Here is an 11,949-nt window from a genome sequence, read left to right on the forward strand (position 1 = left end):
ATGCCACCTCTGATACGCACCTGACACCGACCGCGAGAGTCGTGTGCGCCAATCGCCGTTTCCGGCAGCCCGGAAACCTGTTGGTACCACATGAAAAGAATGCTGATTAACGCAACTCAACCCGAAGAGTTGCGTGTTGCCCTGGTCGACGGCCAACGCCTGTATGACCTGGACATTGAGTCGGGTGCCCGCGAGCAGAAGAAAGCCAACATCTACAAAGGCCGTATCACGCGTATCGAGCCCAGCCTCGAAGCAGCCTTCGTCGATTTCGGCGCTGAACGCCACGGCTTCCTGCCGCTGAAAGAAATCTCCCGCGAGTACTTCAAGAAGTCCCCAGAGGGACGGATCAACATCAAGGAAGTGCTGAGCGAAGGCCAGGAAGTCATAGTCCAGGTCGAGAAGGAAGAGCGTGGCAACAAAGGCGCCGCCCTCACCACCTTCATCAGCCTGGCCGGCCGCTACCTGGTATTGATGCCCAACAACCCGCGCGCAGGTGGTATCTCCCGTCGAATCGAAGGCGAAGAGCGCAACGAACTGCGTGAGGCCCTGAATGGTCTCAATGCACCCGCCGACATGGGCCTGATCGTTCGTACCGCCGGCCTGGGCCGTTCCAGCGAAGAGCTGCAGTGGGACCTCGACTACCTGCTGCAACTCTGGAGCGCCATCAAAGAAGCCTCCGGTGAACGTGGCGCCCCCTTCCTGATCTATCAGGAAAGCAACGTCATCATCCGCGCCATCCGCGACTACCTGCGCCAGGACATCGGCGAAGTACTGGTCGACAGCGTCGAGGCCCACGAGGAAGCGCTCAGCTTCATCCGCCAGGTCATGCCGCAGTACCAGAGCAAGATCAAGCTCTACCAGGACAGCGTTCCGCTGTTCAACCGCTTCCAGATCGAGAGCCAGATCGAGACTGCTTTCCAGCGTGAAGTGAAGCTGCCTTCCGGCGGCTCCATCGTGATCGATCCGACCGAAGCCCTGGTGTCCATCGACATCAACTCGGCACGCGCGACCAAAGGCGGCGACATCGAAGAAACCGCCCTGCAGACAAACCTGGAAGCAGCTGAGGAAATCGCCCGCCAGCTGCGCCTGCGCGACATCGGTGGCCTGATCGTCATCGACTTCATCGACATGACGCCCGCCAAGAACCAGCGCGCAGTGGAAGAAAAAGTCCGCGAAGCATTGGAAGCCGACCGCGCCCGCGTGCAGATCGGCCGCATCTCGCGTTTCGGCCTGCTGGAAATGTCCCGTCAGCGCCTGCGCCCATCCCTGGGCGAGACCAGCGGCATCGTCTGCCCGCGCTGCAACGGCCAAGGCATAATTCGCGACGTCGAATCCCTGTCACTGGCCATTCTTCGCCTGATCGAAGAAGAAGCGCTGAAGGATCGCACTGCAGAAGTTCGCGCCCAGGTACCGATTCCGGTCGCCGCCTTCCTGCTCAACGAGAAGCGCAACAGCATCACCAAGATCGAGCTGCGCTCCCGTTCGCGTATCGTCATTCTGCCGAACGACCACCTCGAAACCCCACATTTCGAAGTTCAGCGTCTGCGCGACGACAGCCCTGAAGTGCTGACAGGCCAGTCCAGCTATGAAATGACCCCGGCCGAAACCGAAGAGCTCCAACCGGCCACCTCCACCCGCACCCTGGTCCGCCAGGAGGCTGCGGTTAAGACTGTTTCCCCAGATCGCCCGGCTCCAGCTCCGACCCCTGCCCCCACCGTTCCACTGGCCCCAGAGCAGCCGTCCCCCGAGCCGAGCCTGTTCAAGGGGCTGGTGAAGTCGCTGGTCAGCCTGTTCGCCGGCAAGGAACAAACTCAACCGGAAGCGGAAAAGCCGGCAGCCGAGCGTCAGCCTCGCAGCGAGGAGCGTCGTAACGGCCGCCAGCAGAATCGTCGCCGCGATGGACGCGACACCCGCCGCGATGAAGATCGCAAGCCGCGTGAAGAGCGTCAGCCACGCGAAGGCCAGGAAAGCCGCCGCGAGCGTGGCGAGCGCCCTGCCCGCGAAGAACGCCAGCCGCGTGAAGAGCGTCCTGCTCGCGAGCCCCGCGAAGAGCGCCAGCCGCGTGAAGAGCGCCAGGTCCGCGAGGAGCGTCAGCCCCGCGAAGAACGTCAGCCTCGAGAGGAGCGTCAGCCCCGCGAAGAGCGTCAGCCTCGTGAGGAGCGTCAGCCCCGCGAAGAGCGTCAGCCTCGTGAGGAGCGCCAGCCGCGTGAACCCCGCGAAGTTCAGGAAGGGCGCCGCGAGCGCGCCGAGCGCCCGCCGCGTGAAGAGCGCCAGCCCCGCGAGGAGCGCCAGCCGCGCGACGAACTGGCTGCAGTCGAGGCTCCAGAGGAAGAGCTGTTGAACGAAGAACTGCTGCAGGATGACGGCCAGGAAGGCGCCGATGGCGACCGCCCTCGCCGCCGCTCCCGCGGTCAGCGTCGCCGCAGCAATCGTCGCGAACGCCAACGTGAAGCCAACGGCGAAGTCATCGAAGATCAGGAAGGCAATGAAGAAGCCGTTGCCGAGGGTGAAGGCGGCTCCGCTGTCGTCGCCGCTGCAGTCGCCACCGCTACTTTCGCCACCGCCGAGGTGACGGAAGCCGCCCCGGCGCAGGAGGTCGAAGCCAAGGCCGAAGCTCAGACCGCCGAGGTCGAGGTAGCTGCCCGTGAAGTCGAAGCGGTAGAGGCTCCAGCCGCTGCGGAAGTGGAAGAGGCCGCAGTCACCGAAGAGGTCCGCGCTGTTGAAGTAGCACCTGTGGTTACCGATACCGAGGCCGCAGTCGAAGCCGAGCAGCCTGTCGTGATCCAAGCGCCTGCTCCGACCCCGCGGATGGAGGAGCCTGTCGCTACGCCGGCAGCAGCGCCATCCAGCTCCGGTCGTGCACCTAACGATCCACGCGAAGTTCGCCGCCGCCAACTGGAAGCCGAGCGTCTGGCCAAGGAAGCGCAGCAGTCAGCCGCTGGCGTTGTCGAGGCTGTCGCTGCCGCCGAACCGATATCTGTAGTGGCTCACGCCGTTGCCAATGTCGAAGAGCAGCCAGCTGCAACAACCGAGCCGCAGCCCGAGCAGATCGCCGAGGCCCCCGCTGAACAGCAGGAGCATGCCGACGAAGCTGCCGAGGCAATTGCCAAAGCTGAGGTCGAACTCGAAGCCGAGCCCAAGACCGAAGAGCATGAGCAGGCTAAAGCCAAGGACGAACCGAAACCGGTGGTCTGAAGCCTTGCACTGAATAGAAAAAGGGGGATGCTGCCAGCATCCCCCTTTTTCTTTACCTTCAGAAAAGCCCAATCGGAGCCTGACGGAGAAACTCAGCGGCCGACCTCACCGGTTTCTTCGATTGCCTCCTGGGCGCCGAACTGTAGCTCGGCAAGGCGCGCATATAGAGGATTGTTGGCGACCAATTGCGAGTGGGTACCAATGGCTACCAGCCTCCCGTGATCCATGACCGCAATCCGGTCCGCGTTCTGTACCGTTGCCAGGCGATGCGCGATGACCAAAGTTGTCCGTCCACTCATCAATGCCGGCAGCGCCTGTTGGATCAGGTGCTCGCTTTCCGCATCCAGAGCACTCGTCGCTTCGTCCAGCAACAGGATTGGAGCATCCACCAGCAACGCCCGCGCGATTGCAAGCCGCTGTCGCTGACCACCCGACAATCCAATACCGCCCTCACCGAGGTGCGTCTTGTAGCCTTCAGGAAGTCGCATGATGAACTCATGGGCATAGGCCGCGCGGGCCGCCGCCTCCACTTCGGCCTGACTGGCATCGGGCCGACCGTAGCGGATGTTGTCTTCGACATTGCCGAAGAACAGCGCAGGGTTCTGCGAGACCAGCGCAAAACAATGCCTCAGGTCTACCGGGTCCAGGCGCTGCAGCGGTAGTCCTTCCACCAGGATGCTGCCCTCCTGGGGATCGAAGAAGCGCAGCAACAGCTCGAAGACGGTCGTCTTTCCAGCCCCCGAAGGCCCCACTAGAGCCAGCGTCTCCCCTGGACGCACCTCAAGGCTTACGCCGTCCAGTGCCGGGATATGCGGTCTGGTTGGATAGGCGAAACGCACGTTGCGCATTTCGAGGCGGCCACTGACCCTGTCCGGCAGCACAACCCTATTCTGCTGCGGCGGCATGATCTCGTTACGCGCCTGCAGTAACTCCGCAATCCGCTCCGCAGCCCCGGCTGCACTCTGCAACTCGCCAATCACTTCACTGATCGCTCCAAATGCTGCACCGACGATCAGGCTGTAGAACACGAATGCTGCTAGATCTCCCGGGGAAATCCGCCCACCGATCACGTCCATGCCGCCAACCCAAAGCATCGCGCCGACGGCGCCCAGGACCAGGACGATGACCAAGGTGATCAACCAGGCGCGCTGGGCAATGCGTTTGCGCGCCGTGTCGAACGCACCCTCGACAGTCCCGGCAAAGCGCAGGCGATCCTGGGCTTGATGGTTATAAGCCTGAACTGTCTTGATCTGTCCAAGCGTCTCCCCCACGTAGCTGCCGACATCAGCAATGCGATCCTGGCTCTGTCGCGAGAGCCGGCGCACCCTCCGACCGAATATCAGGATAGGGGCCAACACCAGGGGGAGGGCCAGCAGCACGATGCCAGTCAGCTTCGGATTGGTGATGAACAAAAGGACGATACCGCCAACCAGCATGATGCCATTGCGCAGCGCCATGGACAGCGAGGAACCAATCACTGATTGCAGCAAGGTGGTGTCCGCCGTCAGCCTCGACTGGATCTCCGAACTTCTATTGGTCTCGTAGAAGCCCGGATGCAGCTGTATCAGATGGTCGAACACTCGCTTGCGGATATCTGCGACGAAGCGCTCTCCGATCCACGACACCAGGTAGAAACGGGTAAAGGTGCCAACCGCCAATGCCAGCACCAGACCGAAGAAAAAGCCGATAGACCGATTCAACGCGGCGGGGGACTGCGTTGCCAGGCCCTGATCCACCAGCAGCCGGATGCCCTGCCCCATCGACAGGGTGATACCCGCCGTGAAAAGCAACGCCAGCAAAGCTCCAATGACCCGCCATCGATAGGGCGCCACGAACTGTCCCGCCATGCGCAGCGCTTTGCGCTGCCGTGAAGTAAGGAGCGATGCCATATGCGTCTCGGTCAGCCAGTCGAAAGGATTCAAGCGCACGTAGGTCAGTGTCAGCGGTCACCACAATACACTGGCGCTTTCGATAGTAGCCATTTTCCTCAACAACAGTCGTGGCGGGACGTCAGTCGCCCCAGCCAAGCGGGTAGAGCAGCTCTTCTTTGTAGCCTGCCCAGACCCGGACGGCATCCGGGAAGGCCGAGTCCAGCTCAGGATCGCCACTGTCCACCAACAATGGCCGACCTTCCAGAGTGCCGAGCTTGCGCTTGGTAGCCACGACCCGAAGATTGTCCAGGCCAACGGCCCGCAATACGCGAGGACTGATCTGCTGATTGCCGCGTCCGATGATGTGCCCCTGCCCGCCGATCGCAGTGACCAGTAACCTCGCTGGATGGCGGTCAACCAGATCGAAGAGCTGCTGCTCGGACACGTCCCGTGCAATCACGCGACCATCCTGGATCACATCCACCCCGAGCAGCGTGGTCTCGATCCCCAGGTTTGCCGCCAGACCATGCAGGGTCGAACCGGGACCGAAGACGTAGCGGACGCCCTCCTCCCAGCTGTCCGAGAGCCAGTCCGCAAGGTCCACCAGCACCAATTCTTCGGACTCCATGCCCGCTTGTTTTACGTGCTGCATGAAGTGGCCCTCCTCCGGCACGGTCAACTCGCCATACCAGCGTGCTGCCACGCGTCCATCGCGTAAGGCGACCTCGTCCAGGTCGCGGACCTCGCCACTGGCCAGGCGCACCAGGCCACCCTCTACCAGGCGTCTCACCAACTCACCGGCTGCGCGCGGGCTGATGGCATAGACACCGGAATGGATCTTCACCCCTGCCGGGATGCCCAACACTGGTTGGTCCGCACGCACGGCCGAGCAGACATCTCGCGCCGTACCATCGCCACCAGCAAAAAGGATCAACGCCACGCCAGACTGCTGCAACGCCTCGACCGCATGTCGGGTGTCTTGTGCGCTGGTCGTCTGGTTTTCCAGGTGACCCAGGACCCGGTGAGCGAAGCCCATTTCCTCCAGAAGATCGGCGCCCATGGGACCTGGGAAGGTCAGGAACTCGATTCGCTCGACGAGCGGCTGCAGGCACTCCAGCGCCTGTCGCGTGCGCATCTCGGCGCGTGGCTCAGCGCCTCTAGCCAGCGCCTCTGCGGCGACGCCGTCGCTGCCCTTGAGCGCCACTGTCCCCCCCAGCCCGGCCAAGGGGTTGATGATCAGGCCCATATGGAATGTGGACATGCCTACCTCGGTCTGAACTCGTGCCCCGTAAACGGGGTCCACCCATGAGGACCGACAACCAGGCTGCGGCTAAATGACAGCCTGTTGTGGACGGTCCTTCTTTTTTTAAGGCGCTAAACTGCCACCTACTGTCACTGCGAATTCATCTTGCGGATCTAGACTGCGCACACACTGATGAGGAGACAGGCCATGAGCTTGCCAAACAGCACATCCGACCGTCGCGTCGTTCCGCTTCAGCCACGCCAGCCAATAGGCGGCGCCGTCATCGACGCCCAGGGGCGCGAGATACCGATTACCGAATCCATGATCCAGCGTGCCTGCCAGGAACTACAAAGGCAGCTGAACAAGGATAATCGGCCCATCTGATGAGCGTCGCGCCGGATATCCCGGGGCTCGCTATACCAAGGTTGCGCCGAGCGCCCGGACCAAGCTCGCCAATCCAGGCGCCTCGCCCAATAACCTGACTCGCAGCCCATCGATCTCGCGACGAACCGGGTAATGCTTGCGCAGCCCGTCGAAGGCCGCGCGGCGCTGGGTGTCATCACCCAGCAGGCTGCGGCGGAAGTCGGCATCGTCGCGGCGCGGGTCGTAGACCGCCCGGCATAGGGTAGCCAGCGCCCAGTCCGGGTCACAGTTTGCATCCAGGGTGAGCTCCTCCAGCCACGGGGCTGGCAACAGCTCATCCAGCACCACCGTTTCGGGCAAGCCCTGCGTTCGGCAATAGGCCTGGTAGATCTGCGCCGTGCCGCGCAGCTTGCCATCCAGGCTGTATCCCGCAATGTGCGGCGTGGCGATGCGGCACAGCCCAGCCAACTCGACATCTGCCTGAGGCTCCCCCTCCCATACATCCAGCACTGCCCGAAGGTCGTTACGACGAGCGAGGACGGCGCACAACGCCTGGTTGTCCACCACACCACCGCGGCTGGCATTGATCAGCCAAGCGCCGGACTGCAGCTCGGCCAGGCGCGCTTCGTTCAGAAGGTGATGTGTCGGGTGTTCGCCAGCGTGGCTCAAAGGAGTGTGCAAGCTGATGGTGTCGCATTCCCGAAGGATGGTCGCAAGATCCACATAGTCGCCCCCTTCCATCGCCTGCCGTGGCGGATCGCAAACCAGGACACGCCATCCCAGCCCACGTAGAACGTCCACCAGCCGCCCACCCACCTGGCCTGCGCCAACCACACCGTAGGTGCGAGATGCGAGTGCGACGCCGACCTCCTCGGCCAATGCCAGCAAGCTGCCAAGCACATAGTCCACCACCCCGCGGGCATTGCAGCCGGGGGCACTGGACCAGGCAATGCCGGACTCCTGGAAGTAGTCGAGATCGAGATGATCGGTGCCGATCGTACAAGTACCGACGAAACGCACGGGACTGCCGGCAAGCAAGGCCCGGTCGACCCGAGTAACCGAGCGCACCAGCAGCAGGTCGGTGTCAGCCAGGACGGTGGCGTCTATCGAACGCCCAGGCAGTCGGTGGATCTCGCCCTGGCCGGCAAAGAAGGCGTCGACCAGGGGAATATTTTCATCAGCGACGATTCGCATGGCAGGCTCCAGCAAAGGTTGGCCAATTCTACGCGTTCCCGTGAGACACTGCGCTGCCCCTTTCCTGACCAAGGCGTCAGGGCGTAGACTAGCCGTCCTTCAGCCTCCCCTGTCCCGTTCCGCCGGCAGCCTACCTGCAAAGGCTGGGACAAGGCACCGCTGCGAGCCCGTCGCAGCCAGGCAGCTTTCCGACCATTGCCAGCCACCCAACATGGACGCCCCTGCCACGTGCAGTGGATGCCTGATTGATATGGAACTATCCGTGACCCACTCGTCATCCCGTTTCGACCGCAGCCTGGCCGAGGTACGGGCACTTCTTAAGCTGGCGCTGCCGATCATGATCGCCCAGCTCTCCAACTCCGCCATGGGTTTCGTCGATGCCGTGATGGCTGGACGTGTCAGCCCGCGAGACTTGGCCGCTGTAGCGCTAGGTAATTCGATCTGGATTCCTGTGTTCCTGCTGATGACCGGCATCCTCCTCGCCACCACGGCGAAAGTCGCCCAACGGTTCGGCGCTGGCCAGCAGGACGAGATCGGTCCGCTGGTGCGTCAAGCGCTCTGGCTGGCCTTGGTGGTCGGCATCTGCGGCTCTGTACTGCTGCTCAATGCTCGACCGGTACTCGTTTTAATGGGGGTGGACGACACGCTGATCACGCCAAGCATGGGCTACCTGCAGGGCATCGCTTTCGGACTGCCCGCCGTGGCTTTCTATTATGTCTTGCGTTGCTACAGCGACGGCCTCGGCCGGACCCGTCCGAGCATGATTCTCGGACTCTGCGGCCTGCTGCTGAACATCCCGCTGAACTATGTGCTGATCTACGGCCACCTCGGCTTCCCGGCCATGGGTGGCGTCGGTTGTGGCTGGGCAACAGGCACGGTGATGTGGTTCATGCTCCTGGGCATGCTGGTCTGGGTCATCCACGCGCCCGCCTACAAGGCGAGCCGGCCGCTCAGCCACTTCGAGAAGCCCAAGTGGCCGGAGATCAAGCGGCTGCTAGGCATCGGTACGCCCATCGGCGTCGCTGTATTCGCCGAGTCCAGCATCTTTGCCGTGATCGCCCTGCTCATCGGTGGCCTGGGGGCCACAGTAGTGGCCGGGCACCAGATTGCCCTCAACTTCAGCGCGCTGATGTTCATGATTCCCTATGCCCTGGCAATGGCCATCACAGTGCGGGTCGGCCAAGCCCTAGGCCGGGGGGAACCACGCGCAGCACGCTTTGCTGCCGGCACTGGGCTGGCCACAGCACTGGCCTATTCCTGCCTCTCGGCCAGTCTGATGCTGCTGTTCCGCGAAGAGATCGCGAAGATGTATTCGCCAGATCCCCAGGTCATCGCCGTAGCAGCGATGCTGATCGTCTATTCGGCGTTGTTCCAGTTCTCTGACGGCATTCAGGTCACCGCCGCAGGTGCGCTACGCGGCTATCAGGATACCCGCGCCACCATGGTCATTACCCTGTTCGCCTATTGGGGAATCGGCCTGCCGGTTGGTTATGCGCTCGGGCTATCCGACTGGCTGGGCGAGCCGAGCGGGCCCAAAGGACTGTGGCAGGGGCTGGTGGTCGGGCTGACCTGCGCGGCGGTTCTGCTGGGCTGGAGACTGGTCCGCAGCGCCCGCACGCGCATTCGACGCGCTACGTCGCTTGGACCTGCGTGATGCCGGCCGCGGCCGCAACCCGACTGATGCTCACTCGTCCGGGTGAGCCGGCACGGCGGCCAGCGACTCCCAGTATGCGGGACTCAGGAAATCGCGCCCCGCCAACAGCTGTTCGAGATAGCTCCGCGTCGGCCAAAGCCCCGCTTCCCGCATGGCAGGGTTGGCAACATAGACCCAGGCTGACTGGACGCCCAGTGTGGTGACGATCGGCATCCGTTCGCGGCTGTAGAACACCGGAGTTCCTTCGAAGGGATCCATCTTGAAAATTTCGTCCTGGTGCTCCAGGCGATAGAGAACACCCTCCACCACACCGCCGCGCTGGTAACGGATATTGGCGTAGGAGCGTCCGGGCCGGTCATGTGCTCGCTTGTCGAAACACAGCGCATAGCCTTCCAGGCGCCCCGGCAACGCCTCGCTGAACACCAACCCACGAGTGTGCATGCGCGCCGGGTTCATGTTGGATCCGTAGGCAAAATAGAACGGCATCAATCAGCCTTCTTGCGAATCCAGTAGAGGTAGGTACCTGACTCTTCGGCCTGCTCGAGCAGTTCATGCCCCAGGAACATGCAGAACTTGGGGATATCGCGACGAGTGGAAGGGTCGGTCGCGATGACCTTGAGCAAGCCACCCGCCGGCAGGTCACGTACCTTGTTGTGCAACATCATCACCGGCTCGGGGCAGTTGAGGCCGGTGGCATCGAGAATGGCTTCAGGCTGATCGGACATTGGGGGACTCCAGAAACTGGCTGTCATTGTCGCGCAAAGCGGCGAGCACGCCCAGCCTTGCCGGGTACCGTTCGACATCCGGCCAACCTCGCTGGCCATTCCTGTCGCACCAGCGCAGCATGGTGCTTCCGCATCTGGAGAATAACGCCATGGCTGATGCCGCGACTCGTGACGCTCGCTGCTGGTGCGTCAAACGCCTGGACGACAACGGCAACGAGTTCATCCTGCGCGATAGCCTGACCCGCGCCGAGGCCGAGCGGCTGGCCGCCGAGTATCAGGCTCGGGGGCACAAGCAGAGCTATTGGGCAAGCCGGATGGCCAATTGAGTCGTAGGGGCGAATAAATTCGCTCTGTCTGCGTTGAGTGTTGCAAGTGGCGGCGTTCCTTGTAGGAGCGGGGGGGGACGCGGAGTTCTTGCTCGCGAACCGGACCCTTTCGCGAGCAAGCACGCTCCTACAAGGCTCTCAGCCCGGCCATTGATTGCTAGTAACCGCTAACGCAGACATAGCCAATAAGTTCGCCCGTACAAGGAGTCCCCTTGAATATGATCACAACCTGCGCAGGTGGCAGGTGACTTCCTCGCGGTCGTGATAGAGCTGTTTGCAAGCGATGGACACTTTCAAGCCACGAGCCTTGAGGCCCTCGTCGATGCGAGCGAGCAGGCGTTGCACTTCGGCATAGCGCTGTTTCATCGGCAACTTGAGGTTGACCACCGCCTCTTTGCACCAGCCCTCTCCCATCCAAGTCTCGATCATCGAGGCAGTACGCGCGGGTTTCTCGACGATATCGCAAACCATCCAGTTCACCGGCCGGCGTGGCTTGAAAGCAAAGCCGTCAGCACGCTGGTGGTCCACCAGTCCGGAGTACATCAGGTTTTCCGCCATGGGGCCGTTGTCGACCGCGGTGACCTTGATGTTCCGATTGACCAGCTGCCAGGTCCAACCACCCGGCGCAGCCCCCAGGTCCACGGCGGTCATGCCTGGCGCCAGGCGCTGATCCCACTGGTCGCGCGGGATGAAATGGTGCCAGGCCTCTTCCAGCTTGAGAGTGGAGCGGCTAGGTGCCTCGCGGGGGAACTTCAAACGTGGAATGCCCATGGGCCAGAGCGCCGAGTTGTTCGATTCAGCTACGCCGACGAACGCTTCACGGCCACTGCGAAAAGTCAGCAGCAGGCGCGGCTTCTTCGGGTCGTCCTGCAACCGGCCGGCCTTGATCAAGGCGGTGCGCAGGGGCTTTTCGAACTTGCGGCAGAAATTCGAGAGTTCCTTGCCTTCGTTGGTATCGAACACTTCCAGCCAGAGACTGCCGCACACTGGATAATTGGCCAGGCTCTCAAGCAACACGCCGACGCGGTCGCTCTCCGGCAGTTCGACGTATTCGCCTCGTGCCCACTGGCGCGGGAATATCAGTTGGTTGAAGCGCACACGGCGCATCAGGTGCTCGGCACCACCGGGCTCGCTGCAAATGAACTCGGCATGAGCGCTGTTCGGTTTTGCCTTGGCATAGCCAGCCACATCCAGACGCGCTGCCTGCTCGGAAATCTCGGCACAAACCTCGCCTTCGAAACCGGGGCGGCAGTGCAACAGCAAAGTGTTCATCGGGGGCTCCTCCTGGGCGCGCACTATAGTTCCGCCGCGGCAGTTTTCACACATCCCAATCAGCAAAATCCTTCATTCAAAGTCCTGCGAATGCGCGGGCCCCGGG

10 protein-coding genes are annotated in these 11,949 nt (G+C 62.5%); 4 read left to right on the plus strand and 6 right to left on the minus strand.

Annotated features, from left to right (window positions below; genetic code table 11):
* Positions 1-90 precede the first annotated feature (90 nt).
* Positions 91-3,195 carry a ribonuclease E gene (rne, locus tag OXH74_RS00580; RefSeq protein ID WP_375739641.1) on the plus strand — a complete coding sequence of 1,035 codons (3,105 nt, stop codon included), beginning with the start codon at positions 91-93 and terminating at the stop codon, positions 3,193-3,195.
* Between the two features lie 92 nt (positions 3,196-3,287).
* On the opposite strand, the gene OXH74_RS00585 is transcribed toward rne, so the two are convergent.
* The gene (locus OXH74_RS00585; RefSeq protein ID WP_375739642.1) at positions 3,288-5,084 is read right to left on the minus strand and encodes an ABC transporter transmembrane domain-containing protein; all 1,797 of its coding nucleotides are present in this window, start codon (positions 5,082-5,084) and stop codon (positions 3,288-3,290) included.
* 121 nt (positions 5,085-5,205) lie between these two features.
* A complete protein-coding gene (locus tag OXH74_RS00590) occupies positions 5,206-6,327 on the minus strand; it encodes an ATP-NAD kinase family protein (RefSeq protein WP_375739643.1) in 1,122 nt (373 codons plus the stop codon).
* A gap of 189 nt (positions 6,328-6,516) precedes the next feature.
* Between OXH74_RS00590 and OXH74_RS00595 the strand changes: the two genes are divergently transcribed.
* Complete coding sequence (locus tag OXH74_RS00595; RefSeq protein WP_375739644.1) at positions 6,517-6,693, plus strand: PA1571 family protein; 177 nt, start codon at positions 6,517-6,519, stop codon at positions 6,691-6,693.
* Between the two features lie 30 nt (positions 6,694-6,723).
* Here OXH74_RS00595 and pdxB read toward each other — a convergent pair whose 3' ends face one another.
* Positions 6,724-7,866 (minus strand): 4-phosphoerythronate dehydrogenase PdxB, encoded by a 1,143-nt coding sequence (gene pdxB / locus OXH74_RS00600; RefSeq protein WP_375739645.1) that lies wholly within the window; start codon positions 7,864-7,866, stop codon positions 6,724-6,726.
* Positions 7,867-8,116: 250 nt separating this feature from the next.
* Here pdxB and OXH74_RS00605 point away from each other — a divergent pair, with 250 nt between their 5' ends.
* Positions 8,117-9,520, plus strand: a complete 1,404-nt coding sequence (locus tag OXH74_RS00605) for an MATE family efflux transporter (protein ID WP_375739646.1) — start codon at positions 8,117-8,119, stop codon at positions 9,518-9,520.
* Positions 9,521-9,550: 30 nt separating this feature from the next.
* Here the strand turns inward: OXH74_RS00605 and OXH74_RS00610 are convergent, their stop codons facing one another.
* Positions 9,551-10,006: a gamma-glutamylcyclotransferase family protein gene (locus tag OXH74_RS00610; RefSeq protein ID WP_375739647.1), complete on the minus strand. Its 456-nt coding sequence runs from the start codon at positions 10,004-10,006 to the stop codon at positions 9,551-9,553.
* Positions 10,006-10,245 (minus strand): sulfurtransferase TusA, encoded by a 240-nt coding sequence (gene tusA, locus OXH74_RS00615; protein ID WP_215378672.1) that lies wholly within the window; start codon positions 10,243-10,245, stop codon positions 10,006-10,008. The genes OXH74_RS00610 and tusA overlap by 1 nt, the downstream gene beginning before the upstream one ends.
* 149 nt (positions 10,246-10,394) lie before the next feature.
* On the opposite strand from tusA, the gene OXH74_RS00620 reads away from it, so the two are divergent.
* The gene (locus OXH74_RS00620; protein ID WP_375739648.1) at positions 10,395-10,571 is read left to right on the plus strand and encodes a hypothetical protein; all 177 of its coding nucleotides are present in this window, start codon (positions 10,395-10,397) and stop codon (positions 10,569-10,571) included.
* Between the two features lie 222 nt (positions 10,572-10,793).
* Here the strand turns inward: OXH74_RS00620 and rlmM are convergent, their stop codons facing one another.
* The gene (gene rlmM, locus OXH74_RS00625) at positions 10,794-11,843 is read right to left on the minus strand and encodes a 23S rRNA (cytidine(2498)-2'-O)-methyltransferase RlmM (protein ID WP_375739649.1); all 1,050 of its coding nucleotides are present in this window, start codon (positions 11,841-11,843) and stop codon (positions 10,794-10,796) included.
* Positions 11,844-11,949: the final 106 nt, after the last annotated feature.

The sequence above is a fragment of the Metapseudomonas boanensis genome, from assembly GCF_042232855.1.
GTDB lineage: Bacteria > Pseudomonadota > Gammaproteobacteria > Pseudomonadales > Pseudomonadaceae > Metapseudomonas > Metapseudomonas boanensis.

Coding starts and splice junctions, on each gene's coding strand:
- OXH74_RS00620 (WP_375739648.1), top strand. CDS start 10,395: ATGGCTGATGCCGCGACTCGTGACGCTCGCTGCTGGTGCGTCAAACGC.
- OXH74_RS00595 (WP_375739644.1), top strand. CDS start 6,517: ATGAGCTTGCCAAACAGCACATCCGACCGTCGCGTCGTTCCGCTTCAG.
- OXH74_RS00585 (WP_375739642.1), bottom strand. CDS start 5,084: ATGGCATCGCTCCTTACTTCACGGCAGCGCAAAGCGCTGCGCATGGCG.
- tusA (WP_215378672.1), bottom strand. CDS start 10,245: ATGTCCGATCAGCCTGAAGCCATTCTCGATGCCACCGGCCTCAACTGC.
- OXH74_RS00590 (WP_375739643.1), bottom strand. CDS start 6,327: ATGTCCACATTCCATATGGGCCTGATCATCAACCCCTTGGCCGGGCTG.
- OXH74_RS00610 (WP_375739647.1), bottom strand. CDS start 10,006: ATGCCGTTCTATTTTGCCTACGGATCCAACATGAACCCGGCGCGCATG.
- rne (WP_375739641.1), top strand. CDS start 91: ATGAAAAGAATGCTGATTAACGCAACTCAACCCGAAGAGTTGCGTGTT.
- OXH74_RS00605 (WP_375739646.1), top strand. CDS start 8,117: ATGGAACTATCCGTGACCCACTCGTCATCCCGTTTCGACCGCAGCCTG.
- rlmM (WP_375739649.1), bottom strand. CDS start 11,843: ATGAACACTTTGCTGTTGCACTGCCGCCCCGGTTTCGAAGGCGAGGTT.
- pdxB (WP_375739645.1), bottom strand. CDS start 7,866: ATGCGAATCGTCGCTGATGAAAATATTCCCCTGGTCGACGCCTTCTTT.